General features: G+C 70.9%; 24 protein-coding genes and 1 riboswitch. Of the genes, 14 read left to right on the top strand and 10 right to left on the bottom strand.

Features of this window, described 5'->3' with window-relative positions; all coding sequences use genetic code 11:
- Positions 1-93: 93 nt before the first annotated feature.
- The 4 genes from AC3AGO_RS13010 to AC3AGO_RS13025 all read left to right on the top strand — a co-directional run bounded on the left by AC3AGO_RS13010 (position 94) and on the right by AC3AGO_RS13025 (position 6655).
- Positions 94-2271, top strand: a complete 2178-nt coding sequence (locus tag AC3AGO_RS13010) for a carbon starvation CstA family protein (protein WP_487820337.1) — start codon at positions 94-96, stop codon at positions 2269-2271.
- A gap of 73 nt (positions 2272-2344) precedes the next feature.
- Positions 2345-2857, top strand: coding sequence for a GNAT family N-acetyltransferase (locus AC3AGO_RS13015; RefSeq protein WP_487820338.1), 513 nt, complete (start codon positions 2345-2347; stop codon positions 2855-2857).
- Between the two features lie 61 nt (positions 2858-2918).
- A riboswitch (adenosylcobalamin-variant (AdoCbl-variant) riboswitch) is annotated at positions 2919-3019 on the top strand.
- 136 nt (positions 3020-3155) lie between these two features.
- A complete protein-coding gene (locus AC3AGO_RS13020) occupies positions 3156-5639 on the top strand; it encodes a ribonucleoside-diphosphate reductase subunit alpha (RefSeq protein ID WP_487820339.1) in 2484 nt (827 codons plus the stop codon).
- Positions 5639-6655, top strand: coding sequence for a ribonucleotide-diphosphate reductase subunit beta (locus tag AC3AGO_RS13025; RefSeq protein WP_487820340.1), 1017 nt, complete (start codon positions 5639-5641; stop codon positions 6653-6655). Before AC3AGO_RS13020 ends, AC3AGO_RS13025 begins: the two co-directional genes overlap by 1 nt.
- A 63-nt stretch (positions 6656-6718) precedes the next feature.
- Here AC3AGO_RS13025 and def read toward each other — a convergent pair whose 3' ends face one another.
- From def to AC3AGO_RS13065, 8 genes are all read right to left on the bottom strand, one after another.
- Entirely contained in the window at positions 6719-7348 is a 630-nt protein-coding gene (def, locus tag AC3AGO_RS13030; RefSeq protein WP_487824640.1) for a peptide deformylase, read from the bottom strand.
- A gap of 138 nt (positions 7349-7486) precedes the next feature.
- Positions 7487-8488 carry a tetratricopeptide repeat protein gene (locus AC3AGO_RS13035; protein WP_487820341.1) on the bottom strand — a complete coding sequence of 334 codons (1002 nt, stop codon included), beginning with the start codon at positions 8486-8488 and terminating at the stop codon, positions 7487-7489.
- A 95-nt stretch (positions 8489-8583) separates the two neighbouring features.
- Positions 8584-9843, bottom strand: a complete 1260-nt coding sequence (locus tag AC3AGO_RS13040) for an HD-GYP domain-containing protein (protein WP_487820342.1) — start codon at positions 9841-9843, stop codon at positions 8584-8586.
- Complete coding sequence (locus AC3AGO_RS13045; protein WP_487820343.1) at positions 9840-11324, bottom strand: HD-GYP domain-containing protein; 1485 nt, start codon at positions 11322-11324, stop codon at positions 9840-9842. The genes AC3AGO_RS13040 and AC3AGO_RS13045 overlap by 4 nt, the downstream gene beginning before the upstream one ends.
- 195 nt (positions 11325-11519) lie before the next feature.
- A complete protein-coding gene (rsrA, locus tag AC3AGO_RS13050; protein WP_487820344.1) occupies positions 11520-11876 on the bottom strand; it encodes a mycothiol system anti-sigma-R factor in 357 nt (118 codons plus the stop codon).
- Positions 11873-12526, bottom strand: coding sequence for a sigma-70 family RNA polymerase sigma factor (locus AC3AGO_RS13055; protein WP_487820345.1), 654 nt, complete (start codon positions 12524-12526; stop codon positions 11873-11875). Before AC3AGO_RS13055 ends, rsrA begins: the two co-directional genes overlap by 4 nt.
- Before the next feature lie 337 nt (positions 12527-12863).
- Positions 12864-13541 (bottom strand): alpha/beta hydrolase family protein, encoded by a 678-nt coding sequence (locus AC3AGO_RS13060; RefSeq protein WP_487820346.1) that lies wholly within the window; start codon positions 13539-13541, stop codon positions 12864-12866.
- Between the two features lie 61 nt (positions 13542-13602).
- Positions 13603-14421 carry an SOS response-associated peptidase gene (locus tag AC3AGO_RS13065; protein WP_487820347.1) on the bottom strand — a complete coding sequence of 273 codons (819 nt, stop codon included), beginning with the start codon at positions 14419-14421 and terminating at the stop codon, positions 13603-13605.
- A 91-nt stretch (positions 14422-14512) separates the two neighbouring features.
- Between AC3AGO_RS13065 and AC3AGO_RS13070 the strand changes: the two genes are divergently transcribed.
- From AC3AGO_RS13070 to AC3AGO_RS13085, 4 genes are all read left to right on the top strand, one after another.
- Positions 14513-15244 carry a M50 family metallopeptidase gene (locus AC3AGO_RS13070; RefSeq protein ID WP_487820348.1) on the top strand — a complete coding sequence of 244 codons (732 nt, stop codon included), beginning with the start codon at positions 14513-14515 and terminating at the stop codon, positions 15242-15244.
- Between the two features lie 99 nt (positions 15245-15343).
- A complete protein-coding gene (aroA, locus tag AC3AGO_RS13075; RefSeq protein WP_487820349.1) occupies positions 15344-16705 on the top strand; it encodes a 3-phosphoshikimate 1-carboxyvinyltransferase in 1362 nt (453 codons plus the stop codon).
- A 12-nt stretch (positions 16706-16717) separates the two neighbouring features.
- Positions 16718-17752, top strand: coding sequence for a ribosome small subunit-dependent GTPase A (rsgA, locus tag AC3AGO_RS13080; RefSeq protein WP_487820350.1), 1035 nt, complete (start codon positions 16718-16720; stop codon positions 17750-17752).
- 65 nt (positions 17753-17817) lie between these two features.
- Positions 17818-18141: a DMT family transporter gene (locus tag AC3AGO_RS13085; protein WP_487820351.1), complete on the top strand. Its 324-nt coding sequence runs from the start codon at positions 17818-17820 to the stop codon at positions 18139-18141.
- Positions 18142-18221: 80 nt separating this feature from the next.
- On the opposite strand, the gene AC3AGO_RS13090 is transcribed toward AC3AGO_RS13085, so the two are convergent.
- On the bottom strand, positions 18222-18836 hold the full coding sequence (locus AC3AGO_RS13090) for a TetR/AcrR family transcriptional regulator (RefSeq protein ID WP_487820352.1): 615 nt from the start codon (positions 18834-18836) through the stop codon (positions 18222-18224).
- A 177-nt stretch (positions 18837-19013) separates the two neighbouring features.
- On the opposite strand from AC3AGO_RS13090, the gene hisN reads away from it, so the two are divergent.
- Both hisN and AC3AGO_RS13100 read left to right on the top strand, forming a co-directional pair.
- Complete coding sequence (gene hisN / locus AC3AGO_RS13095) at positions 19014-19808, top strand: histidinol-phosphatase (RefSeq protein ID WP_487820353.1); 795 nt, start codon at positions 19014-19016, stop codon at positions 19806-19808.
- Positions 19809-20013: 205 nt separating this feature from the next.
- Positions 20014-20424 carry a CBS domain-containing protein gene (locus AC3AGO_RS13100; protein WP_487820354.1) on the top strand — a complete coding sequence of 137 codons (411 nt, stop codon included), beginning with the start codon at positions 20014-20016 and terminating at the stop codon, positions 20422-20424.
- 81 nt (positions 20425-20505) lie between these two features.
- Here AC3AGO_RS13100 and AC3AGO_RS13105 read toward each other — a convergent pair whose 3' ends face one another.
- Positions 20506-21972 carry a catalase gene (locus tag AC3AGO_RS13105; protein WP_487820355.1) on the bottom strand — a complete coding sequence of 489 codons (1467 nt, stop codon included), beginning with the start codon at positions 21970-21972 and terminating at the stop codon, positions 20506-20508.
- 133 nt (positions 21973-22105) lie between these two features.
- On the opposite strand from AC3AGO_RS13105, the gene AC3AGO_RS13110 reads away from it, so the two are divergent.
- From AC3AGO_RS13110 to AC3AGO_RS13125, 4 genes are all read left to right on the top strand, one after another.
- Positions 22106-22522, top strand: coding sequence for a Fur family transcriptional regulator (locus tag AC3AGO_RS13110; RefSeq protein ID WP_487820356.1), 417 nt, complete (start codon positions 22106-22108; stop codon positions 22520-22522).
- Between the two features lie 167 nt (positions 22523-22689).
- Positions 22690-23487 (top strand): ABC transporter ATP-binding protein, encoded by a 798-nt coding sequence (locus tag AC3AGO_RS13115; protein ID WP_487820357.1) that lies wholly within the window; start codon positions 22690-22692, stop codon positions 23485-23487.
- A gap of 65 nt (positions 23488-23552) precedes the next feature.
- Complete coding sequence (locus AC3AGO_RS13120) at positions 23553-24383, top strand: ABC transporter permease (protein ID WP_487824641.1); 831 nt, start codon at positions 23553-23555, stop codon at positions 24381-24383.
- A 40-nt stretch (positions 24384-24423) separates the two neighbouring features.
- Positions 24424-25548, top strand: coding sequence for an ABC transporter substrate-binding protein (locus AC3AGO_RS13125; protein ID WP_487820358.1), 1125 nt, complete (start codon positions 24424-24426; stop codon positions 25546-25548).
- Positions 25549-25563 lie beyond the last annotated feature (15 nt).

A 25563-nucleotide genomic window follows, 5' to 3' on the forward strand; every position in this document is an offset into this window, starting at 1 on the left:
CCCTCTCGGGGTGTAGCGCGGATCACTTCTGTGCTCTACGGTCCGGATCGTCCGTGAGTGTGTGATCCATCGCGCCGACAGGGGGCCGACCGGGTGCGTACCGCAAGTCCACGAACAGTCGTCATCTGGACCGCCGTCGCGCTCGTGGGCGCGGCCGCGTGGGGCGTGCTCGCGCTCGCCCGCGGCGAGGAGGTGTCGGCCGCATGGATGGTGGCGGCCGCACTCGGCTCGTACGCCATCGCGTACCGCTTCTACGCGCGCTTCATCGTCAACCGGGTACTGAAAACCGACAAGTCGCGGGCCACGCCGGCGGAACGGCTGAACAACGGCGTGGACTTCCATCCGACCGACCGGCGCGTGCTGTTCGGCCACCATTTCGCCGCCATCGCGGGCGCCGGACCGCTGGTCGGGCCCGTACTGGCCGCGCAGATGGGCTACTTGCCCGGCACCATCTGGATCATCGCCGGCGTCATCTTCGCGGGTGCCGTGCAGGACATGGTCGTGCTGTTCTTCTCGATGCGCCGGGACGGCAAATCGCTCGGCCAGATGGCACGCGAGGAGATCGGGCCCGTGGGCGGGGCCGCCGCACTGCTCGCGGTCTTCGCCATCATGATCATCCTGCTCGCGGTGCTGGCCCTCGTCGTGGTCAACGCGCTCGCCGAATCACCGTGGGGCACCTTCTCGATCGCGATGACCATCCCGATCGCGCTGTTCATGGGCGTCTATCTGCGCGTGCTGCGGCCGGGCCGGGTCAGCGAGGTCTCGCTGATCGGCGTCGCGCTGCTGCTCCTCGCGATCGTCGCGGGCAACTGGGTCGCCGAGTCCTCCTGGGCGGAAGCGTTCACCCTGGAACCCGCCACGCTGGTCGTCTGGATGGTGGTCTACGGGTTCATCGCGTCCGTGCTGCCGGTGTGGATGCTGCTGGCGCCGCGCGACTACCTGTCCACCTTCATGAAGATCGGCACCATCTCGCTGCTCGCGCTCGGCGTCGTCGTCGCCCTGCCGACGATGAAGATGGACGCGGTCACGGACTTCGCCACGAAGGGCACCGGACCGGTCTTCGCCGGCGCGCTCTTCCCGTTCGTCTTCATCACCATCGCCTGTGGCGCCCTGTCCGGCTTCCACTCCCTGATCTCCTCGGGCACCACCCCGAAGATGATCCAGAAGGAGTCCCAGATCCGGATGATCGGGTACGGGGCGATGCTGATGGAGTCCTTCGTCGCCGTGATGGCGATGGTGGCGGCCTGCATCATCGACCCCGGCCTGTACTTCGCGATGAACGCTCCCGCGGGCGTCATCGGCGACTCCGTACAGTCCGCCTCGCAGGCGGTCGCCGGCTTCGGCTACTCCATCTCGCCCGACCAGCTCGCCGCCGCGGCCAAGGCGGTGGAGGAACAGTCGCTGCTGTCCCGTACGGGCGGTGCGCCGACACTGGCGGTCGGCGTGTCCGAGATCTTCTCCCAAGTGGTCGGCGGCGCCGGGATGAAGGCGTTCTGGTACCACTTCGCGATCATGTTCGAGGCGCTGTTCATCCTGACCGCGCTCGACGCGGGCACCCGGGTGGGCCGGTTCATGCTGCAGGACACCCTCGGCAACGTCATGCCGAAGTTCCGCAACATCAGCTGGAAGCCCGGACTGTGGCTCACCAGCGCCATCGTCGTGGCGCTGTGGGGCTACTTCCTGTGGGTCGGCGTGCACGAGCCGCTGGGCGGCATCAACCAGCTCTTCCCGCTCTTCGGCATCGCCAACCAGCTGCTGGCCGCGGTCGCCCTGGCGGTCGCCACGACGCTGCTGATCAAGTCCGGACGGCTCAAGTGGGCCTGGGTGACGGGCATTCCGCTGGTGTGGGACGCGGTCGTGACGCTGACCGCGAGCTGGCAGAAGGTGTTCTCGTCCGATCCCAAGGTGGGCTTCTTCAAGCAGCGTTCGGTCACCCAGGACGCCATCGAGCAGGGCAAGGTGCTGCCGCCCGCCAAGACCATGGACGACATGCACACCATCGTCACCAACACCACGGTGGACGGGGTGCTTTCCGCACTGTTCGCCCTGCTGGTTGTCGTGGTCCTGGCGGACTCGGCGCGCACCTGCGTGCGTTCGCTGCGGGAGCAGCGGAGCGGCATCGCGGCCCGGCTGCACGAGGCCCCGTACGAACAGTCCCGGATCGTGGCACCGGCCGGCCTGATCACCACCAAGGAGGAGAAGGCCGAACTGGCTGCCGCCGCGGCGAGTCCGGGCGACGACCCCGACGCGGGCCGTACGGACAGCCGCTGACGCCGCGCACTGCCGCACCGGACACCACGGCACCCCACTGACCGCTGTCAGTGGGGTGCCGCATGCTTGCCGCATGGACTTCAGCATCAGACGCGCACACTCCGGCGAGCTGGACGAGGTCGGGGAGCTCACCGCGGAGGCGTATCTCGGGGACGGTCTGCTGGACTTCGGGGAGGCCGACAGCTATCTGACCACCCTGCGCGACGCGCGGGGCCGTGCGGCGCGGGCCGAACTGCTCGTCGCCGTGGACTCGGCGACCGGCGAACTGCTGGGCAGCGTGACCTACACGGGACCCGACGGGGCGTACGCGGAGGTCTCGCGCCCCGGCGAGGGCGAGTTCCGGATGCTGGCCGTGCGCGGGGCGGGACGGCGGCGCGGCGTCGGTGAGGCGCTGGTGCGGGCCTGTCTGGACCGGGCCCGCGAGCAGGGGCTGGAACGGGTCGTCATGTCGAGCTCCCCGCGGATGGCTCCGGCCCACCGGCTGTACGGGCGGCTGGGGTTCGTCCGCAGCCCCGATCGGGACTGGGGTCCGGCCCCGGAGTTCACCCTGCTGACCTTCGGGGTGGAACTGTCCCCAGCGGATTGACCGGCGACACAAGATATGGGGTGGGGCGCACGGGGCAGCACAAGATGTATGCTCGTGCTCGCTGTCGCCGCAGGGGAATCCGGTGCAAGTCCGGAACTGTCCCGCAACGGTGAGTGATGGGCTGCTTTGTCTGCCCACACAAGTCCGAGTGCCTGCCGGCAGTGTGAACTGTCGTCCGGGCTTCGTGGGTTGAGCCGGCGGACGCTGACGGGTGTGCCCCGCGCCGGTGCGGCGGCCCCCGTACGCGCCCCGTCCCGACTCGCTCTCGCGGCCCCGCATGCGAGGGAGAGCGCGTCCAGTGACCATCGCACCAGCAGCACCCGCCGGCACGTCGGGCCCGTCCGGCGGGGAACCGCGGTCCGACGAGCCCGGTTCAGCGGCCGGCCGGCTGCTGAACACCCTGCGGGAGCTCAGCGCCGGACTGCCGGCCACCGACCCGGAGCGGATCGCCGCCGCCGTACGGCTCGGACGGCAACCGGGCGCCGATGAGGCCGAGTTGCGGTCCCTGGCGACCGAGGCCGCCGCGGGGCTGACCGCCGAGGAACCGGAGTACTCGCGGCTCGCCGCGCGGCTGCTCACCCGCACCGTGCGGGAGGAGGCCGCCGCGCAGGGCGCGGTGTCCTTCTCCGCCTCCGTCGCCACCGGCCACCGGGAGGGGCTGATCGCGGACGGCACGGCGGACTTCGTACGGCGGCACGCGGCGCGTCTGGACGCGCTGGCCGAACAGGCCGTCGCGGACGGCGCCGACGACCGGTTCGGCTACTTCGGGCTGCGCACGCTGCACTCGCGCTACCTGCTGCGGCATCCGACCAGCCGTCAGGTCACCGAGACGGCGCAGCACTTCCTGCTGCGGGTGGCGTGCGGTCTGGCGGACGGTGTGTCCCAGGAGGCGCTGGAGGAGGTCGCCGAGCTGTACCGGCTGACCAGTTCGCTCGCCTATCTGCCGTCCTCCCCCACGCTGTTCAACTCCGGGACGCGGCACCCGCAGATGTCCTCCTGCTATCTGCTGGACTCGCCGCTGGACGAACTGGACTCGCTCTACGAGCGATACCACCAGGTCGCCCGGCTCTCGAAGCACGCGGGCGGCATCGGGCTGCCGTTCAGCCGGATCAGGGCCCGCGGCTCCCTGATCCGCGGCACCAACGGACACTCCAACGGCATCGTGCCGTTCCTGCGCACCCTCGACTCCTCGGTGGCCGCGGTCAATCAGGGCGGCCGGCGCAAAGGCGCGGCGTGCGTCTATCTGGAGCCCTGGCACGCGGACGTGGAGGAGTTCCTGGAGCTGCGCGACAACACCGGCGAGGAAGCGCGGCGCACGCACAATCTGAACATCGCGCACTGGATCCCCGACGAGTTCATGCGGCGCGTCGAGGCGGACGCAGACTGGTCGCTGTTCTCCCCCGCCGACGTACCGGAACTGGTCGACCTGTGGGGCGACGAGTTCGACGCCGCGTACCGCCGTGCCGAGGACGAGCAGCTGTACGTACGGCAGGTGCCCGCACGGCAGTTGTACTCCCGCATGATGCGCACCCTCGCGCAGACCGGCAACGGCTGGATGACGTTCAAGGACGCGTCCAACCGGACGGCCAACCAGACGGCCGAACCGGGCCGCACCGTGCACTCCTCGAACCTATGCACCGAGATCCTGGAGGTGACCGACGACGGGGAGACCGCCGTGTGCAACCTCGGCTCGGTCAACCTGTCGGCGCACCTGGGCGACGACGGCCGGATGGACTGGGAACGGCTGGACGCCACCGTACGAACGGCCGTGACCTTCCTCGACCGCGTCGTGGACATCAACTTCTATCCGACCGAACAGTCCGGCCGCTCCAACTCCCGCTGGCGGCCCGTCGGTCTGGGCGTCATGGGTCTGCAGGACGTGCTGTTCCGGCTGCGGCTGCCCTTCGACTCGGACGGCGCCCGCGAGCTGTCCACCCGTATCGCCGAACGCATCATGCTGGCGGCCTACGAGGCGTCGGCGGACCTCGCCGAACGGCACGGCCCGCTGCCCGCCTGGGAGTCGACCCGTACGGCACGCGGTGTGCTGCACCCCGACCACTACCCGGACGCCGTACGGAACGCCGCCTGGCCGGAGCGCTGGGACGCGCTGCGCGCCCGCATCCGGAGCACCGGCATGCGCAACTCCCTGCTGCTCGCCATCGCCCCGACTGCCACCATCGCGTCGATCGCCGGCGTGTACGAGTGCATCGAGCCGCAGGTGTCCAACCTCTTCAAGCGCGAGACGCTCAGCGGCGAGTTCCTCCAGGTGAACGCCTACCTGATCGACGAGTTGAAGCGGCGCGGCCTGTGGGACGACCGGGCGCGGGACGCGCTGCGGGAGGCCAACGGGTCGGTCGCGGACCTGGAGTGGATCCCGGCGGACGTACGGCACCTGTACCGCACGGCGTGGGAGCTGCCCCAGCGCGCGGTCATCGACATGGCCGCAGCCCGTACGCCGTTCCTGGACCAGAGCCAGTCGCTGAACCTCTTCATGGCGGCGCCGACCATCGGCAAGCTCAGCTCGATGTACGCGTACGCCTGGAAGCGCGGCATCAAGACCACCTACTACCTGCGCTCCCGCCCGGCGACCCGGATCGCCCCCGCCGCGAGCAGCGCCGCCTCCGCCACCGTCCCCGGGCCATCAGAACAGTCCGGACAGCCGGAACAGCCCGGTCACCCCGTACAGCCGGGAGAGACCCAACACCCCCTGCCCCGGGCGCAGTCCGACGAGGCCGTCGCCTGCTCCCTTGAGAACCCCGAGTCCTGCGAGGCCTGCCAGTAATGACCACCGCACCCGCCAAGAGCCTGCTCGACCCGGGCTTCGAACTGACCCTGCGCCCCATGCGCTACCCGCACTTCTACGAGCGCTACCGGGACGCCATCAAGAACACCTGGACCGTGGAGGAGGTCGACCTCCATTCGGACGTGGCCGATCTCGCCAAACTGTCACCCGGCGAACAGCACATGATCAGCCGTCTGGTGGCGTTCTTCGCGACCGGCGACTCCATCGTGGCGAACAATCTGGTGCTCACCCTCTACAAGCACATCAACTCGCCCGAGGCGCGGCTGTATCTGTCCCGGCAGCTGTTCGAGGAGGCCGTGCACGTCCAGTTCTATCTGACGCTGCTCGACACCTATCTGCCCGACATGGACGAGCGGGTCGAGGCGTTCGCCGCCGTCGAGAACATCCCGTCCATCCGCGAGAAAGCGCAGTTCTGCTTCCGCTGGATGGACTCGGTGGAGGAGATGGACCGGCTGGAGAGCGCCACGGACCGGCGCCGCTTCCTGCTCAACCTGATCTGCTTCGCCGCCTGCATCGAAGGGCTGTTCTTCTACGGCGCGTTCGCGTACGTCTACTGGTTCCGCTCCCGCGGACTGCTGCACGGGCTGGCCACCGGCACCAACTGGGTGTTCCGCGACGAGTCCATGCACATGTCCTTCGCGTTCGACGTGGTGGACACCGTGCGCCAGGAGGAGCCCGAACTCTTCGACGAGCAGCTGGAGAAGGAGGTCACCGCGATGCTGGAGGAGGCCGTCGAGGCCGAGCTGCAGTTCGCGCGCGACCTGTGCGGTGACGGCCTGTCCGGCATGAACACCGAGTCCATGCGGGAGTATCTGCAGGCCGTCGCGGACCAGCGGCTCGCCCGGCTGGGCTTCCCGGTCCGCTACGGGTCGCACAACCCGTTCTCCTTCATGGAGCTGCAGAACGTGCAGGAGCTCACGAACTTCTTCGAACGCCGCGCCTCCGCCTACCAGGTCGCGGTGGAGGGCTCCGTCTCGTTCGACGACGAGTTCTAGAAGGGTCCGGCCCGCCCCGCGCCGGAGGGGGGCGCGGGGCGTGGGCGGCCGGGCGTCAGGCGGTCACGCGTTGGGCACCGTCTCGTAGCGCGGGGTGCCCTCCTCCATCTGCTTGAGGGCGTCCTTGCGCTCCCGCTTCGAGAGCCGGTCGATGTACAGATAGCCGTACAGGTGGTCCGTCTCGTGCTGCAGGCAGCGCGCGAAGTAGCCGGTGCCCTCGATGGCGACGGGCTTGCCCTCGGCGTCCAGACCGCGGACGACCGCGTAGTCGGGGCGGGCGAGCGGCGCGTACGCCGTGGGGACGGACAGGCAGCCCTCGTTGGAGTCGTCCAGCACCCGCCGCTCGGCGGGGAGTTCGTCGAGCACCGGGTTGCACACGGCGCCCACGTGCCGCACGCCGTCGTCGTCCGGGCAGTCGTAGACGAAGACCTTCAGGTCCACGCCGATCTGATTGGCGGCGAGCCCGACACCCTCGGCCGCACGCTGGCTGGCGAACATGTCGTCGATCAGCGCGGCGAGCGACTCGTCGAACTCGGTGACGTCCTTGCACTCCTTGTGCAGCACCGGATTGCCCACGACGGTCACCGGGCGGGCCGTGCCCCGTTCCCGGTGCGCGCTCTCGCGTTCCTCGCAGTCCTGGGTGTCGTCGATGAACTCGCCGACCGCTTCCGCGCTTGTCTCCTGCTGCCGCACCATGCCGCCGTACGCCTTCCTGACACCTGACTGGACCCGAAGAGTCCCGGACTGCTCGGCCGGGGGCCGGGCCCCGGACCGAAGAAACGACTGAATCGTCGCCCTACAGGGTACGGGGCGCCCGCCGGGCGCCCGACATCAGCAGACTTCTTCCAGGTCCCGCCACTCGCGGGTGTCCGGACTGTCGGCGACCCAGCCGTCCAGCAGCCCCCGCACCAGCGAGGCCGGCGCCGCGAGACCGCACTCCCGCTCCGGGACCCACACCTGCCCGGGTCCCCCGGCGGTCATGTGTCCCAGCGGCCCGGGCTGTCCGGGCGAACTGTGGTCGTGCGGATCCAGATGGGCCGAGCCGTCGCCCTCGTCGGTGGGCATCCGGCTCTCCGAACAGGACCGGCACAGCAGCCGTACGGACGACGACCAGTCCTCGGCGGCGAAGCCGGCGTCGGCCGCGAGCCGCTCCAGCGCGTCCCTGTCGGCCTCCGTGGCGGCCTCCAGCAGCACCACCCAGGTGGGCACCGGGGAAGGCGCCCAGAGCTCGATCTCGTCGAAGACCGGGTACGAAGGGCCGGCCGTCGTGGTGCGCTCACCGTGCGGAACACCGTCGTGCAGCACGACTTCGCCCCAGCGGCGCCCGGAGGACGGCAGCGGAATGCTCTGGATCTCCAGCCGTGCCGGATCGATCCGCCGGCCCCAGACCACCTCGGCCTCCCCCTCGGGGGAGAGCCGCACGGCGGCGCTGCCGAGCTGCATGCCGGTCGGTTCGGAGGCCGCCGCGGCGGTCTGCGCCTGCCCCGGCACCCGCAGCCCGTACGCCTGCCAGGCGCGCCGCGCGAGCGGCCAGTCCTGCAGGGCGGTGGCCGCGATGCCCACGTTCCACCAGTCGGGCGCCCCGGTCTCCCGCTCCAGCAGTGCCACGGCGCGCAGTCCCGCCGCGCGTGCCTGCTCCCAGTCGTGCCGGAACTTGTGCAGCAGCGCGAGGTTGAACCAGGACTCGGACAGCCACGGCTCCAGGTCGGCGGCGCGCGTCAGCAGCGCCCCCGCGTCCTCGTACCGGCCGTCGCCGATGAGCGTGAACGCGCGGTCCGTGGCCTGCCGCCATGAGGCGGAGGGCCGGTGCCGCACCTTGCCGAAGATCCTCACGATGTTCCCGCCTGATTCCCGCCTGTTGCCTGGTCCGCGGTTCCCCTGTTCGCATCCAACCATGCCCACAGGGATGCTCGCTCACTACCCGGGAGTCAGGCAGCCGACCCCCGGGACACGACACGCGCCAGCGCCTCGACGACGCGTGGTTCGTAGCTCTGCGCGCTGCCGAGCCGCAGTCGCTCCAGCGCACGCAGTGAGCCCTCTATTCCTTTCCCCGACTCCCCCGCAAGCATGTCCTCGTATGCGTTTGCGGCACACACGATCCGTGCTGTGAGCGGCTGTTCACGGTACGGGTCGGCCTGTCGCTCGACCACAAGGGCGACATCCGCCGACACTCCCGTCTGCCGTACGACGGCTCCGCCGAGCAGGGCGATGCGCCGCCGTTCCGCCGCGTCCAGGGGCTCCGTCGCCCCGCCCGGCACCGGGTCGACCAGGGACAGCTGGCCGATGTCGTGCATGAGCGCCGCGTACTCCAGCACGGTGAGTTCGGGCTCTCCCAGGCCCAGATCGCGGCCGACGGCGGTGCTCAGCGCGGCGACTCTGCGGGCATGCCCGTGCGGTGTGTGTCCCGCGACTTCGGTGGCGCGCGCGAGTGACGCGATCGTCTGCTGGTACGTCGTCCGTACGGAGGCGTAGCGGCGGAAGGAGAACTGGGTCAGCAGCAGCGGTACGCAGAACACCGGCAGCGCCCACAGTCCGGCCACGGCGACGGCCAGCGCGAGGACGGCGCCCGTGGCGGAGATGGCCGGCACGATGCCCAGCCGGGAACGGAGTTGGTCCCGCAGCAGGGGCGCGAACGGCCACCCTGTGCGCCCCGCGCCGAGGACGGCGTCGAGCACCGCGTCGCACAGTCCGGTGAGCAGTGTCACGGCGAGCAGCGTGAGCGCGTAGTACGGACCGGTGCCCAGCCAGTGGTTCAACGTGCCGGTGTTGTAAAGCGGTTGGAAACACACGGCGGCGAACCCGACGGACAGCACGCCCCGCACCACATGGTCGAGCGCGGGCGCGCGGCCCAGCGCGACGTGCGGGGCCAGCCCGGCGAGGGCCGCGACCACGGTGACGGCGACGCACTGCAGCGCCCCGTGTGTGGTCGGTTCGCCCGCGGCCTCGCCCAGCAGCGCGTAGCCCAGCGCTCCGGCGGTGCCCAGCGGTCCCGCGGTGTCGGTCACTCCGGGCCGGTCGCTGTGTCCGGTGCCGGGCAGCCGGACCCGTACGAGTTCGCCGACGGCGATCACGAGTCCGAACGCCACGGCGATATGGGGCTGTTCGAGCCCGCGCCACAGCGTGCCGCCGAGCGCGGTGGCGGTGAGCACGGCCGCCGCGCCGTAGACCACCGCGACGAGCCGCGTCACGCGCTGCGCCCCGTGATCTCCGGCGCCGGCCGCGCGCTCCGGGGAACCTGCGCGCCCTGTGCGGGATCGACGCCGTACGGCTGGGCGCCCTGTGCCGGCTGCCCGCCCTGTGCGGCGGGCTGCGGCTCGGCGGACGGCTGCGGGCCGGGGAGCGGCTGCGGACCGGTCTCGTCCGCCGTGACGGCCGGGGACCACCCCTCGCGGTCCAGCGCCCGGGCGAGCGCGCCGACCATGCGGGGGTCGAACTGCGTGCCGGCGCACCGCTCGAGCTCCTCCACGGCGGCCGGTACGGGGCGGCCCCTGCGGTAGCTGCGGGTGGACGTCATGGCGTCGAACGCGTCGGCCACGGCGACGACACGGGCCACTTCGGGGATGCCCTCGCCGCGCAGTCCGTACGGATAGCCGCTGCCGTCCAGCCGTTCGTGATGGTGCAGGATCGCGGCCCGCGCCTCGTCCAGGAAGCCGATGCCGCGCACCATTTCGTGCCCGTACTCCGGGTGCAGCTCGATCACCCGCCGCTCCTCGGGCGTGAGCGGTCCGTCCTTGCGCAACAGCCGTGTGGGGACGCCCAGTTTGCCGACGTCGTGCAGGATGCCGGCGAGCCGGAGCGCCTCCGTACGGTCGTCGTCCATGCCCAGTTCGCGCGCGATGAACGAGGAGGCGCGGCCGACACGTTCGCTGTGTCCGCGTGTGTAGCGGTCCTTGATGTCGACCGCCTGCACGAGGGCCCGGATGGTGGCCTGGTGGGCGCCGCGTTCCCGGTGGTACTGCGTGAACACCCAGCAGCAGATGTACATCGGCAGCAGCACGAACAGTGCCGCGACCGGGCCGTACGAACTGCGCCACAGCACGGCCATCATCAACCCGGCCAGCCCGTGCACCAGATGGGGCACCGCCGCACGGGGCAGCTGGCCCCGCCACGCTGTGCGCGGCGCGTGCCGTTCGGCCGCCACGAGGATGGCACCGTCCAGCGCCGTGACGACCGCGCAGAAGGCCAGCGACGCCAGGGCCGCGGGCAGCAGCGCGTACGGGAAGTCGATGACCACGCCGGGGGGTTGATGCCCGGACGGGTCCGTGGCGCCGTCGCTCAGCGCGCCCTGCACATGGGCGCCGCACCAGGCGGCGAGGCCCAGTTGGGCCGCGTGCCACAGGCGGCGGGCCATGGCGTGCCGTTCCTCGACCCGGCCGACGAGCGCGCCGGGCAGCGGCAGCAGGGCCGCGGCGGCAGGCGGCAGCAGGAAGACCCCGGTCAGCAGGATCGGGAAGAAGGCGCCCATGTTCCGGGGCACACGGTGGCCCATCAGCGGGCAGCGCGGCACGTATTCGCAGAGCGCGTACAGCGCGGCGAGCGGCAGCAGGACGGTCCACTCCGTCCGCTCGGGGCCGGCGACGGCGGGCGCGGCACACCAGGCCGCCCCGGCCACCGCGCTCGCGATGACACCGCGCGCCCCCCACGGCAGCCCCGCCCGTCCTGCACGCATCGTGAGCCTCCTCCCCGCACCACCGGTACGGGAGGATATGACGGCAGGAAAGGGGGGTGTGGGCGCATTCGCTCATTACCCGGCCCGAGAGGGCTGCGCCTCACACGATCGAGTGAGGCGCAGGTGAATTCTGAGACGTACGGCGTCAGTTCACGTAACAGACCGAACTGACGCCCCGCGCCGGCGCCCGCGGCGTCAGCGTGTGGTCTGCTCCGCGTCGGCGGTCGCCGTGCCGGACTGGTCCGGCACCCCGGCGCCGTCGTCCGAGGAAGAGTCCTCCGACGCCTGCCCGGTCTCGGCCGCGCGGATGGTCTCGATCCGGCCCATCACCTTGGACCGCAGGTCCGAGGGCACGTCGTCGTGGCCGCAGCAGCGCTTGACGAGCTTCTTGACCTCCTGCTCGAGGCCGTACTTCTCGAAGCACGGGGAGCACTCGTCGAAGTGTTCCTTGAACTTCTCGCAGTCGCTGTCGGGCATCTCCCGGTCCAGGTACTCATAGAGATGGTCCAGGACCTCAGAGCAGTCCGTGTCGTGCGGCTCTCCGCAACTCATGAGCCCGAGCCTTTCCGGTCGTGCGACGTTTCCCCGGTGCCCGCGGAAACCATCCCGCGGTCGCGTGCGTAGCCCTCCAGCATGCCGCGCAGCTGACGGCGTCCGCGGTGCAGACGGGACATCACCGTGCCGATGGGTGTCCCCATGATGTCGGCGATCTCCTTGTACGCAAAGCCTTCGACATCCGCCAGGTAGACGGCGATCCGGAACTCCTCCGGGATCTCCTGCAGAGCCTGTTTCACGTCCGAGTCCGGCAGGTGGTCGAGTGCCTGTGCCTCGGCCGAGCGGAGCCCGGTCGACATGTGCGACTCGGCACGGGCCAGCTGCCAGTCCTCGATCTCCTCCGCCGCGCTGCGCTGCGGCTCACGCTGCTTCTTGCGGTAGGAGTTGATGAACGTGTTGGTCAGAATGCGGTACAGCCACGCCTTGAGGTTGGTGCCCTCGCGGAACTGGTGGAACGACGCGTACGCCTTGGCGTACGTCTCCTGGACCAGGTCCTCCGCGTCGGCGGGATTCCTGGTCATACGGAGAGCAGCCGAATACATCTGGTCCAGGTAGGTCAGAGCGTCACGTTCGAAGCGTGCGCTCCGCTCCGCCTCGGTCTCCTGCTTGGCGCTTCCGGCGTCCTCGGTCTCTGAGACCGGACCCACCTCCTCCGACGTCGCGACGAATCCGGATGCGGATCCGCTCGAATCGGAGAATAGACGACGATCCGTTGTCCGTGCCGCCGGAAAGATCGGGTCACCGGCGAGCGCCAGCGTGGCCCAGTCCAGGTCAGCGGCCTGGGGACGCTGCGGGCAAGCGACAGAACCCATACGGGCGGCTCCCTCTCCTCGTGCTCCTCGTGACGTGCTGATGGGGGCGACAACACCGCCGCCCCGTGGCGCATTCCCGACGACGGGCGTGCGGTGCGTGTGATCCGTCGGGCGGGGCACGTGAGTTGAGCCACCCGGGGGCACGGCGCCCGTACGCCCCGGGGCACGGCGTTCAGGCGAAGAGCCGTCCGAGCCAGGAGAGCGTCCCCCCGGTGATCACGGCGAGGGTCTCCTCCTCGGTGACGCCGGCGCTCTTCGGCACCGCGAACCCGTGGTCGCCGTACGGCACCTCGGTCAGTTCCGCGTCCGAGGGGAGCGCCGGGAACTCCTCGGGGCGTCCGAAGGGATCGCGCCCGCCCTGCACCACGAGCACGGGCAGCCCGGTCCCGGTGAGTTCGCCGGCCCGGGACTTCTCCGGCTTCCCCGGCGGGTGCAGCGGGAAGGACAGCGCGAGCACCGCGTGGGCGCCGAGCCCGCTCCCCGTACGGCACGCCACCCGGGCGCCCGCACTCCGCCCGCCGGCCACCACGGGCAGGCCGGGCCCGCGCAGCGCGGGCCACAGGGCGGTCCAGCCGGCGTCGAGGGTCTTCGGCGCCGGTGCCACCTTTTTGCCGGCCACCCGCCAGGGCTGCTCGACCAGGGCGACGGTGTACCCGTGTGCGGGCAGCGCCGCGGCGAGCGCCCTGAGGTCCCGCGCCTCGATGCCGCCGCCCGCGCCGTGGCTCAGCGCGAGGACGGCCCGCGGGGACGGCGCGGAGTGCCAGGTGACGCGGGCCTCGCCGGCCGGGGTGCCGACGAGCTGCGCTGCGGTGCTGCCGGTGCTGCTGGTTCCGGTGGTGTTCTCGGTCATACGGGCATCCTGCCGTGGCGGGACCCCGGACCGTGCCAGGGCCCGGCGCCGCGGCGGGGGATCAGAACAGCGTGCCCACCTCGGGCCCGTCCAGCTCCTTCACCAGCTCGGAGCTGTTGTTCCGTACGTTGCTGACCTCCGTCGAGACCGGATAGGCCCGCATCGTGCCGGCCGGCGGCGGGACGAGCAGGCCGCGCAGGTCGTCGGTGTCCGTACGGGCCGGATCCAGCCAGGCGTTCCAGCGGTCCGGGGTGAGCATCAGCGGCATCCGGGGGTGGATGTCGGCCAGCGACTGCGGGCCGTTCTCGGCGGGGCCGCCGGCGAGCGGCGTCGTCTCCGCCTCGGTGGTGATGACCGTGCACGTCGCCCACCAGGCGCGCGGATGGTCGTCGGGCAGCGTGCCGTCCCGCCAGAACTCGTACAGTCCGGCCATCGCCATGACCGAGCCGTCCGCGGGGGTCACGAAGTACGGCTGCTTGCGCGGCCGCTTCTTCTTCCCCTCCTGCTCCAGCGTCAACTCGCCCTTGGCGGTGACCCATTCGTAATAGCCGTCGGCCGGCAGCAGGCAGCGGCGGGCCGTGAAGGGCTTCCGGTAGGACGCCTTCTCGTGCACCGTCTCCGCCCGCGCGTTGATCATCTTCACGCCGACCTCGGGTGACTTCGCCCACCCCGGCACCAGCCCCCAGCGCAGCACCCGGAGCTGGCGTACGGGCGCCGGATCCCCCGAGCCCTTGAGCGGCCGGTCCAGCACCGCGTACACGTCCTTCGTCGGGGCGACGTTCCAGTCCGGCGCCAGAGCCTCCTCGGGCTCCCACTTCTCCACTCCGAAAAGCCCGGCCAGATCCTCGGGCCCACGGCTCGCTGCATACCGTCCGCACATAAGTGCCACACTGCCACGGCACGGCACGCGCCCGGGCACGAACGGGGAGCGCACAGCAGGCGGCGGACGGCAACGGAGGACAGAGGAAGCGATGGACACCGCGAACATCACCGACATCTGGGACCGGGTCTTCGGCACCCAGCCCGACCCGGACCAGTGGCTGGTGATCATCACCGGCATCGTGGCCCTGGCCGCCGTACTGCCGCACGGCATATGGCGGGTCTCGCGGAACGCCGTGACCATCGCCCACGAGGGCGGGCACGGCCTGGTGGCACTGCTGTCCGGCCGGCGCCTCGACGGCATCCGGCTGCACTCCGACACCTCGGGCCTCACCGTCTCCCGCGGCAAGCCCACCGGCATCGGCATGGTGCTCACCGCGGCCTCCGGCTACACCGCCCCTCCCCTGCTGGGTCTCGGCGGCGCGTGGCTGCTGGCCGCGAACCACATCACGCTGCTGCTGTGGAGCGCGACGGCACTGCTGCTGGTCATGCTGATCATGATCAGGAACGCGTACGGGGTGCTCACCGTCGTCATCACGGGCGGCGCCTTCCTGCTCGTGTCCTGGCTGACGGGGCCTCAGGTGCAGGCGGCGTTCGCGTACGTCGTGGTGTGGTTCCTGCTGCTCGGCGGCGTACGGCCGGTCTTCGAGGTGCAGCGCAAGCGCAAGCCGCGCGGGACCCGCGGCGGCCACGGGGCGCCGGACTCGGACGCCGACCAGCTGGCCCGGCTGACCCACCTGCCGGCCGCGGCATGGCTGCTGCTGTTCCACGCGGTCGCGATCCTCTCGCTGATCGGCGGCGGGCGCTGGCTCCTCGGGCTGTGACACAGCCCGCTCGGACCCGCTATCAGTGCCATGTTTCGACGGCATTTCGCCGTATTTGATCAAGATCCGTGACCTGCCGGAACCACTAAAGTGGGCGGCATGACCGACCACACCGAAGCCACTGCTCTCTGGCCCGCGCCGCTCGCGTCCGGCCCGCTCGACGCGACCGTCACCGTGCCCGGGTCGAAGTCGGTCACCAACCGCGGCCTCGTCCTGGCCGCGCTCTCCTCCGAGCCGGGCTGGCTGCGCCGCCCGCTGCGCTCGCGGGACACCCTGCTGATGGCCGCCGCGCTGCGCGCCATGGGTGTGGACATCGAGGAGGGCGTGGGCCCGGACGGCACCGGCGAGGCCTGGCGGATCATCCCCGACGGGCTGTACGGGCCCGCCACCGTCGACGTCGGCAACGCCGGCACCGTGATGCGCTTTCTGCCGCCGGTGGCCTCGCTGGCCGACGGCCCGGTCCGGTTCGACGGCGACCCCCGCTCGTACGAGCGGCCGCTGCACGGCGTCATCGACGCCCTGCGCACCCTCGGCGCCCGCGTCGAGGACGACAAGCGCGGCGCGCTGCCGCTGACCGTGCACGGCAGCGGCTCCCTCACCGGCGGTCCCGTCGACATCGACGCCTCGTCCTCCAGCCAGTTCGTCAGCGCGCTGCTGCTGTCCGGCGCGCGGTTCAACCAGGGCGTCGAGGTACGGCACACGGGCAGCGCCCTGCCGTCCATGCCGCACATCCGGATGACCGTCGACATGCTGCGCCAGGCCGGCGCACAGGTGGACGCCCCCGAGGACGGCGGGGAGCGCGGCGTGTGGCGGGTGACGCCGGGTGCGCTGCTGGGCCGCGATCTGACCGTCGAGCCGGACCTGTCGAACGCGCAGCCCTTCCTCGCGGCCGCGCTCGTCACCGGCGGCCGGGTCACCGTTCCGGACTGGCCGCAGCACACCACACAGCCGGGTGACGCGCTGCGCGAGATCTTCACCGACATGGGCGGCAGCTGCGAACTGGACGAGCGCGGGCTGACCCTCACCGGCACCGGACGGGTGCGGGGCATCGACGTCGACCTGAGCGACGTCGGCGAACTCACCCCGGGCATCGCGGCGGTGGCCGCGCTCGCCGAGAGCGAGTCCGTGCTGCGCGGCATCGCACACCTGCGGCTGCACGAGACCGACAGGCTGGCCGCGCTCACCAAGGAGATCAACGGTCTGGGCGGCGACGTCACCGAGACCGCCGACGGGCTGCGCATCCGCCCGCGGAAGCTGCACGGCGGCGTGTTCCACACGTACGACGACCACCGGCTGGCCACCGCCGGCGCCCTGCTGGGGCTGATCGTCCCGGACGTCGAGGTCGAGGACATCGCCACAACCGGCAAGACCCTGCCGGACTTTCCCGGCATGTGGGAGCAGATGCTCGACGGGAAGCCGGACGGCACCGGGCCCTCCGGCGCCGCCGGAGCGAAAGCCTGAGGGGCTCCCGCGATGCGCCGTTACGGCAAGCACACCGACGAGGACGACATCCGGGTACGGCCCAACCGCAAGGGCACCCGCCCTCGTACGCACACCCGGCCCAAACACGAGGACGCCGTCGAGGGGTTCGTCGTCACCGTGGACCGCGGCCGGATCACCTGCCTCGTCGACGGCACCACCGTCACCGCCATGAAGGCGCGCGAACTGGGCCGCAAGAGCGTGGCGGTGGGCGACAGGGTCGCCATCGTCGGTGATCTGTCCGGCGTCAAGGACACCCTCGCGCGGGTCGTCCGTGTGGAGAAGCGCACCTCGGTGCTGCGCCGTACCGCGGACGACAACGACCCGTACGAACGCGTCGTCGTCGCCAACGCCGACCAGCTCGCCATCGTGACCGCGCTGGCCGATCCGGAGCCCCGGCCGCGGCTCATCGACCGCTGTCTCGTCGCCGCCTTCGACGCCGGGCTCGTACCGCTGCTCGTGCTGACCAAGTCGGATCTCGCCGATCCGGGGCCGATGCTGGACGCGTACGGGCCGCTGGGCGTGCGAGCCGTGGTCACCAGCCACGACCATCTCGGCGAGGACGAAACGGCGGAACAGGTACGCGAGTTGCTGTACGGACAGAACACCGTTCTGGTCGGGCACAGCGGCGTCGGCAAGACCACTCTGGTGAACGCGCTCGTACCGGAGCGGCAGCGGATCACCGGACACGTCAACTCGGTCACCGGCCGCGGCCGGCACACGACCACGTCGGCGCTGGCCCTGCCGCTGCCGGGCCCCGGCGGCGAGGTGGTGCCGGACGGCGAGCAGGGCTGGGTCATCGACACCCCGGGCGTACGGTCGTTCGGCCTGCACCACGTCGACCCGGCACGGGTCATCCTCGCCTTCCCCGACCTGGTGCCGGGGGCCGAAGGGTGCCCCAGGGCGTGCAGCCACGACGAGCAGGACTGCGCGCTGGACCAGTGGGTCGCCGACGGGCACGCCGAACCGGCACGCCTTTACTCGCTGCGCCGGCTCCTGGCGACGCGCGAACGGCGCGAGGGGGATTGACCGTACAGCTCTCCTGATTGCGTGCATACTCACACAAACGAGCTGCACCAACGGGAGGCAAAACAATGGCGTGGGTCCTGGTCGTCCTCGCGGGGCTCCTTGAGACGGGGTTCGCCGTCTGTCTCAAGCTGTCGCACGGGTTCACCCGGCTGTGGCCGACCGTCTTCTTCTGCGTCTTCGCGCTGAGCAGCTTCGGCCTGCTGACGCTGGCGCTCAAGCGCCTCGACGTGGGCCCCGCGTACGCGGTCTGGACGGGAATCGGCGCCGCCGGTACGGCGATCTACGGGATGATCTTCCTGGGCGACGTGGTGTCGGCCCTCAAACTGGTCTCCATTTCACTGGTGATCCTCGGCGTGGTCGGACTGCAGCTGTCCGGCGGCGCCCACTGACACACCCGCGCGCGCTCAACGACGCACAGGCGTGCACTCACTGACACACCGTCGGGCAGCAACCGAGCACCCGCGCGCGGTCACTGACGCACTGTCAGCAGCGCCCGTACGACGTCCCCGACCCGTCCGCACGTCTCGTCGTCCGGTGCGTCCTCCGGCGCCACGACGTACGACAGGGCGACGCGCAGCCCCGCGTCGTACGCCCTGCCGAGGGCGGCCGGCGATGTGGCCGCGGGAAGGAACGTCCCGCCGGAGGCCAGCCCGGACACCATCCGGTCGCGCAGCACGGAGGCGAGCCGGGCGGGCTCTCCCGGTACGGACTGCGACGGCGCGTGCCGTGCGGGCGCGGGCGACGGCATGCGCAGCCCCCAGCACCCGGTAAGCGCCGCCCGCACGATGGGTTCGCCGCGGGCTGTACGGAGCATCCACGCGGCCGCGGCCGCGCAGCAGGTCGCCGGGTCGGCGCCGCGCCGTGCCGCCTCGGTCGCCGACCGGGCCGCACCGTCGAGGAACCCTTCGATCAGACGGCTGACGAGGGCCGCGCCCAGCCCGTCCTTGCTGCCGAACTCGTTGTAGAGGGTCTGCCGGGAGACGCCCGCCGCGGCTGCGACGTCCACCATCCGCACTCCCGTCCAGGGCTGTGCGACGACCGCTGCGTGTGCGGCCTCGAGCAGGGACTCGCGCGCAGTAGGCATCGTCGCCTCCGGACCCGACTGCTGGGGTGCGGCTCAGAATTGACGCACCGCCAGACGGTGTCAATACGTCGCGTAAGAAGCTGTCAATACCGCGGGTACACACCGGACGCGTGTACCCGCGGCTCACCGGGCCGTGGTGCTGTGGCCCCTGTTCCGGGGGCTCGATACTCTTCGCACATGCTGGACTACCACGATGATCTGCGTCTCGCCCATGTGCTGGCCGACGCCGCCGACGCCGCGACCATGGAGCGGTTCAAGGCTCTCGACCTGAAGGTCGAGACCAAGCCCGACATGACGCCGGTGAGCGAGGCCGACAAGGCGACCGAGGAGCTGATCCGTACGTCGCTCCAGCGCACCCGGCCGCGCGACGCCGTGCTGGGCGAGGAGTTCGGCACCGAGGGCCACGGGCCCCGCCGCTGGGTCATCGACCCGATCGACGGCACCAAGAACTACGTACGCGGCGTGCCCGTGTGGGCCACGCTGATCGCGCTCATGGAGCTGGGCGAGGGCGGCGACCGTCCCGTGGTCGGCGTGGTGTCGGCGCCGGCGCTGAACCGCCGCTGGTGGGCGGCGAAGGGCAGCGGCGCCTACACGGGCCGCAGTCTGACCAAGGCGAGCCAGATCCACGTGTCGCAGGTGTCCCAGGTGCGGGACGCCTCCTTCGCGTACTCCTCGCTGCACGGCTGGGAGGAGCGCGGCATGATGGGCGGCTTCATGGACCTGACCCGGGACTGCTGGCGCACCCGCGGCTACGGGGACTTCTGGCCGTACATGATGGTCGCCGAGGGCTCGGTGGACATGTGCGCGGAACCGGAGCTGTCGCTGTGGGACATGGCGCCGAACGCCCTCATCGTCGAGGAGGCGGGCGGCTGCTTCACGGGGCTCGACGGCAATCCGGGCCCGAACAGTGGAAACGCGGCCGCCTCGAACGGCCTGCTGCACGACCAGCTGCTGGGATATCTGACGGCCTGAGACCCCCGGCTCGTACGTGCACGAGGCACGTACCGGAGGGCAGAACGGCGCAGGGGCGCGCGGGGCGGACCGAGCAGAACCGGTTCGTCTCGCGCGCCCCTTGTTGTGGTCACGGCCCCGTGTGAACATGAGAACTCGACCGCTTGTGCCCTTGTGAATTGCTTCTCCAGCGGAAGTGGTTCCGCCAAGGAGGTGGCCAACGGCCATGCCCCAACACGTCAACGACGCCATGAGCACGCTCGTGCTCACCATCGGCCCCACTCACACTCTCCGACAGGCCGCGGAACTGATGTCGGCGCGGTGCGTCGGCGCGGCCATCGTGCTCGACCCCGACACCAGCGGAATCGGCATCCTCACCGAGCGCGACATCCTCAACTCCCTGGGAGCGGGGCAGAATCCGGACGCCGAGACGGCTCAGGCACACACCACGACCGACGTCGTCTTCGCCGCCGGGGACTGGACGCTGCAGCAGGCGGCGGACGCCATGACACACGGCGGCTTCCGGCACCTGATCGTGCTCGACGACCGCGAACCTGTCGGCGTGGTCTCCGTACGCGACATCGTCCGCTGCTGGACGACGGCCGGAGAGCGCTCCGAACCGGAACTCGCGGTCTGACACGGGCGGGAGGAGACAGCACCGGAGGGACCGGAGCCCCATGGCGTCCGGTCCCTCCGGGTTGTTTCGGCGAGCGCCGGGTCAGCCGCGCAGGGCCTGGACCGCGGCCTCCAGACGCTTGCCGAAGTCCTCGTCCGCCTTGCGGAAGTTCTCGATGGCCCGCTGGGCGATGTCGTCCCGCGAGACCTGCGAGATGCCGCCGGAGATGTTGTCGATAAGGCGCTTCTTCTCGTCCTCGGACATCAGCCGGTAGAGGTTGCCCGCCTGCACGAAGTCGTCGTCCTCGGCGTGCGACGGCGCGACGTGGTCACCGGTCACCCCGGCGACGGCGGTCGGCTCCCACGGCGCACGGTTCGTCTGCACCGGGCCGCCGAAGCTGTTGGGCTCGTAGTTCTTCGCACCCGCGTGCCGGCCGTCGTACATCACGCCGTCCCGGCCGTGCGTACGCGCGGTGGTCGCCTTCGGCTCGTTCACCGGCAGGTGGTCGGCGTTGATGCCGACGCGGTAGCGGTGCGCGTCGCCGTACGCGAACAGCCGACCCTGCAGCATCTTGTCCGGCGAGGGGCCGATGCCCGGCACGAAGTGGTGCGGGGAGAAGATGGACTGCTCGGTCTCGGCGAAGATGTTCCGCGGGTTGCGGTTCAGCTCCAGCTTGCCGAACTCGATCGGCGGGTAGTCCTCGTGCGGCCAGACCTTGGTCAGGTCGAACGGGTTGAAGCGGTAGTCGGCCGCGTCCGCCGCCGGCATGATCTGCACCTGGACGGTCCAGCTCGGGAACTCGCCGCGCTCGATGGACTCGCGCAGGTCACGCTGGTGGCTGTCCGGGTCCTCACCGGCGAGCTTGTCGGCCTCGGCCTGGGTGAGGTTCTTGATGCCCTGGTCGGTCTTGAAGTGGTACTTGACCCAGAAGACTTCACCGTCGTCGTTCGTCCACTGGAAGGTGTGCGAACCGAAGCCGTCCATGTGCCGGTACGACGCGGGGATGCCGCGGTCGCCCATCAGCCACGTCACCTGGTGCGTGGACTCCGGCGAGAGACCCCAGAAGTCCCAGACGTTGTCCGGCTCCTGCGAGCCGGTGTACGGGTCGCGCTTCTGGGTGTGGATGAAGTCCGGGAACTTGATGGCGTCCTTGATGAAGAACACCGGCGTGTTGTTGCCGACGAGGTCGTAATTGCCCTCTTCGGTATAGAACTTCAGCGAGAAGCCGCGCGGGTCGCGCACCGCGTCCGCCGCGCCGAGGTTCCCCGCGACCGTGGAGAAGCGGAGGAAGACCTCGGTCTCCTTGCCGATCTGCGAGAGGAACTTCGCCCGGGTGTACTTCGTCACGTCCCCGGTCACCGTGAACTTGCCGTACGCACCGGCGCCGCGGGCGTGCACGATGCGCTCCGGGATCCGCTCGCGGTTGAAGTGCGCGAGCTTCTCCAGCAGGAGCTGGTCCTGAATGAGCGCGGGACCGCCGGGGCCGGCGGTCTGCGTCTGCTGATTGTCCGCCACGGGAGCACCGGACTCCGTCGTCAGCGGTCCGGTGGTCTCGTTCTGCACCGTCACGTGCGCCTCCTGTGCCTCATGCCTGTCCTTGGCCAACGCTGACTCGATCCTACATTGGACTTTGTCCAAGTCAAGATGAAGCCGAAACTCGTACGGGTTCTTTCCATGGACCGGGCTTTGGTACCCTGTGGACATGAGTGACCTGCTGGAACGGCTCCGGGATCGCGGCTGGCGGCTCACCGCGCAGCGGAGAGTCGTCGCCGAGGTGCTCGATGGCGAACACGTCCACTACACGGCCGACGAGGTGCACGCGCGGGCGGCGGACAAGCTGCCGGAGATCGCGCGGGCGACGGTCTACAACACGCTGAGCGAGCTCGTCACCATCGGCGAGGTGATCGAGGTCAGCACGGACGGCCGGGCGAAGCGGTACGACCCGAACGCCCGCCATGCGCACCAGCACCTGGTGTGCTCCAACTGCGGCGCCATCCGGGACGTCCACCCGACGGGCGACCCCGTCGCCAGCCTCCCCGAGGGCGAGCGGTTCGGCTTCACCATCGCGGACGCCACGGTCACCTACCGCGGCATCTGCCCCAACTGCGCCTCCTCCTGACGCCGCACGCCGGCGGCACGGAGAGACGGGCCCGCACTCCGTACGGAGGGCGGGCCCTTCGCATGCGCGCATGCTCCCGTGTCGGATCCGGCCGCTGTCGCCGCCCCGCGACCGTCCGCGCGCACGGCTCTTCCGTTATCTGACGGGTCGTCATATCGTCCGCCGCAATGGACACCTCAGCGAGTTCGCCGAAGCTCCGCGCCACCGCGCTCACCCGGTCCTTCGGGCGGCGCTCCCGGCAGCTGGCCGCGCTGGGCCCGCTCGAACTGGACGTGGCGGCGGGTGAGTTCGTCTGCCTCGTCGGGCCCTCCGGCTGCGGCAAGTCGACACTCCTGCGCATCGCCGCGGGACTGCTCCGCCCCTCCGCGGGCGAACTGGCCATCCGTACGGAGGCACGCGACCCCGCGGCGATGATCTTCCAGGACTACGGCATCTACGACTGGAAGACCGTGCTCGCCAACGTCCGCTTCGGGCTCGACATCCAGCGTGTGCCCCGCACGGAGGCCGACGAGCGCGCCCGTCGCTGGCTGGCGCGGCTCGGACTCGCCGACTTCGCCGGCGCCTACCCGTCGGCGCTCTCCGGGGGCATGCGGCAGCGTGTGGCCATCGCCAGGGCGCTCGCCGTCGAACCCGAAATCCTGCTGATGGACGAACCGTTCGCCGCTCTCGACGCACAGCTTCGCACCATCCTGCAGGACGAACTGCTGGCCCTCACCCAGTCGACCCGCACCACCACACTGTTCATCACCCACAGCCTGGAAGAGGCCCTGGTGCTCGGCGACCGGGTGCTGGTGATGTCGGCGCGGCCCGGCCGGATCATCGCCGAACGCCGCCCGCCCTTCGACCGTCCGCGCACCGGCGACGTGCGCTCCACACCCGAATTCACGGCACTCAAGGACGAGTTGTGGGACCTGCTGCGCGGTGAGGTGGGAGATGCGATCCGGACGGAGGCGGTCACCCAGTGAGCACAATCGACCGGAAAGCGAAGCGTCCCGTACCGGCCACGGGCCGGCAGGGGCAGCACAACGGACTGCTGCTGCGCCGGCCCGGACCCGGTGAAGCGGCGCCCGAGCGTACGTACCGGCGGCGGCGCGCGGGCGAGCTCTGTCTCGCGGTGGCCGTTCCCGTCGTCCTGGTGCTGCTGTGGCAACTGGCCGCGACACAGCAGTGGATCGACTCCCGCGTGTACCCCGCCCCGTCCGCCATCCTCGCGGACGGCTGGGAACGCGCGGCCGACGGCACCCTGTGGCCCGACGTGTGGGCCACCCTCCGGCGCGTACTGGCCGGCTATCTGATCGGCACCGTGTCCGGCTATCTGCTCGGCCTGCTGATGGGCTCGCTGCCCCTCGTACGGGCCGCACTGGAGCCGATGCTCGACGCGCTGTACGTGGTGCCGAAGCTCGCCCTGCTGCCCGTCTTCCTCAACATGTTCGGGCTCGGCGAGGGCCCGCAGATCGCCCTGGTGGCAGCCACCGTGTTCTTCTTCGTCTGGATCTCGACCATGGCCGCCGTACTGGCCGTACCGGCGGGCCACAGGGACGCCGGACGGGTCTTCGGGGCGAGCCCCTGGCAGATGTTCCGGCACGTCCTGCTGCCCGCCTCGCTGCCCGCCGTACTGGTCGGGGCGCGGATCGCCGCCGGCGTCGCCGTCCTGGTGATCGTCGCCTCGGAGTCCATCGCCGCGACCGACGGGCTCGGCCACCTGATCTTCGACTCGCGCGCGCTGTTCCAGAACGACGTCATGTTCACCGGCATCGTCTGCGTCGCGCTGCTCGGCGTCGTCTTCTCCGAAGTCGTGCGCCTCACCGGCCGGTTCCTCACCCCCTGGGCGCCACGGGACCGCGGCCGCGGTCAGTCGTGACGCCGCCGCCCGCACCCCACGCCGTCCCACGGAGGTCCCCGTGCGCCCTCGTTCCCTGGCCGCCCTCGCCACGGCGCTGCTGCTGTCCGCGGGCTGCAGCGCCGCGCAGGACAACGGCTCCATCAGCACCGCGTCCCGTGAGGTGAGACCCGTGCGCGGATGCGGCGACCGGGCCTGGACCGACCCCGGCGACCTCGCCCGCGACCGCTCCCCCGCCCGCTGTGCGAAGGGCGCCCCCGCCCCGCGCCCCCTGCAGAAGAAGCGCAAGCTCACCATCGCCACCGGCACCCTCAGCGCCGAGTACGTGGCCCCGCTCCGACTCGCCCTGCGCAAGGGCGAGTTCGCGAAGGAGGGCCTCGACGTCGACCTGAAGGTGCTGCCCACACCCGAGGCCCTCCCCCTGCTGGCCAAGGGCGAGATCGACGCGCTCTGGGCGGCCCCGGAGGCCGCAGTCGTGAACGGCATCCACGGCGGCTTCGACATCCGCTGGGTCGCCGGCAACTTCTCCCCCGCCCCGTCCTCGAAGAGCGGACTGTGGGTGAAGCTGAAGCAGGGCGAGACGGCGAAGTCCGCCCGGATGAAGGGCCGGAAGATCGGCACGATGATCGGCAAGGGCTCCGTCATCGCGTACCCGATGGACAGCATCTTCGCCCGGCACGGCGCGGACATGAACTCCGTCACCTTCCAGCAGCTCGGCTCCGCCGACGTCCTCACCGCCATGACCGGCGGCGGCGCCGACGCCGCGTGGCTGCTCGACCCGGTCTGGCGCAAGGTCGACGGCGACCGGCGCTACGCGTTCCTCGGCGGCCAGCCCGTCGGGGAGCCGCTGGGCGGCGCCCTCTACGGGCCGAACCTGCTGGGCGACGACGTCGACGCGGGCGTCGCGCTGCTCCGCGCCTACATCCGCACCGTCAACACGTACTTCGCCGGGGACTACAAGAAGGACCCCGTCTTCGCCGCGGAACTGGCGCGGCTGCTGAAGCAGGATCCGAAGGTGCTGAAGTCCGTACCGTCGCTGCGCATGGACTGGGAGATCCGCAAGGGCACCGCGGCCCGGCTGCAGAAGGCCTACCTCGACGCCGGGGTGACCAAGGGCAAGGCCCTGCCGGAGGAACAGCTCGTGGACCGGAAGCTGTACGCGGAGGCCGTCGGCCACAAGCCCTGAAGGGGCGGGCACAAC

This window comes from Streptomyces sp. BL1 (assembly GCF_057628045.1).

Coding starts and splice junctions, on each gene's coding strand:
- AC3AGO_RS13115 (WP_487820357.1), top strand. CDS start 22,690: ATGGACACCTCAGCGAGTTCGCCGAAGCTCCGCGCCACCGCGCTCACC.
- hisN (WP_487820353.1), top strand. CDS start 19,014: ATGCTGGACTACCACGATGATCTGCGTCTCGCCCATGTGCTGGCCGAC.
- AC3AGO_RS13025 (WP_487820340.1), top strand. CDS start 5,639: ATGACCACCGCACCCGCCAAGAGCCTGCTCGACCCGGGCTTCGAACTG.
- AC3AGO_RS13065 (WP_487820347.1), bottom strand. CDS start 14,421: ATGTGCGGACGGTATGCAGCGAGCCGTGGGCCCGAGGATCTGGCCGGG.
- rsgA (WP_487820350.1), top strand. CDS start 16,718: ATGCGCCGTTACGGCAAGCACACCGACGAGGACGACATCCGGGTACGG.
- AC3AGO_RS13060 (WP_487820346.1), bottom strand. CDS start 13,541: ATGACCGAGAACACCACCGGAACCAGCAGCACCGGCAGCACCGCAGCG.
- AC3AGO_RS13015 (WP_487820338.1), top strand. CDS start 2,345: ATGGACTTCAGCATCAGACGCGCACACTCCGGCGAGCTGGACGAGGTC.
- AC3AGO_RS13045 (WP_487820343.1), bottom strand. CDS start 11,324: ATGCGTGCAGGACGGGCGGGGCTGCCGTGGGGGGCGCGCGGTGTCATC.
- AC3AGO_RS13100 (WP_487820354.1), top strand. CDS start 20,014: ATGCCCCAACACGTCAACGACGCCATGAGCACGCTCGTGCTCACCATC.
- AC3AGO_RS13090 (WP_487820352.1), bottom strand. CDS start 18,836: ATGCCTACTGCGCGCGAGTCCCTGCTCGAGGCCGCACACGCAGCGGTC.
- AC3AGO_RS13085 (WP_487820351.1), top strand. CDS start 17,818: ATGGCGTGGGTCCTGGTCGTCCTCGCGGGGCTCCTTGAGACGGGGTTC.
- rsrA (WP_487820344.1), bottom strand. CDS start 11,876: ATGAGTTGCGGAGAGCCGCACGACACGGACTGCTCTGAGGTCCTGGAC.
- AC3AGO_RS13110 (WP_487820356.1), top strand. CDS start 22,106: ATGAGTGACCTGCTGGAACGGCTCCGGGATCGCGGCTGGCGGCTCACC.
- aroA (WP_487820349.1), top strand. CDS start 15,344: ATGACCGACCACACCGAAGCCACTGCTCTCTGGCCCGCGCCGCTCGCG.
- AC3AGO_RS13070 (WP_487820348.1), top strand. CDS start 14,513: ATGGACACCGCGAACATCACCGACATCTGGGACCGGGTCTTCGGCACC.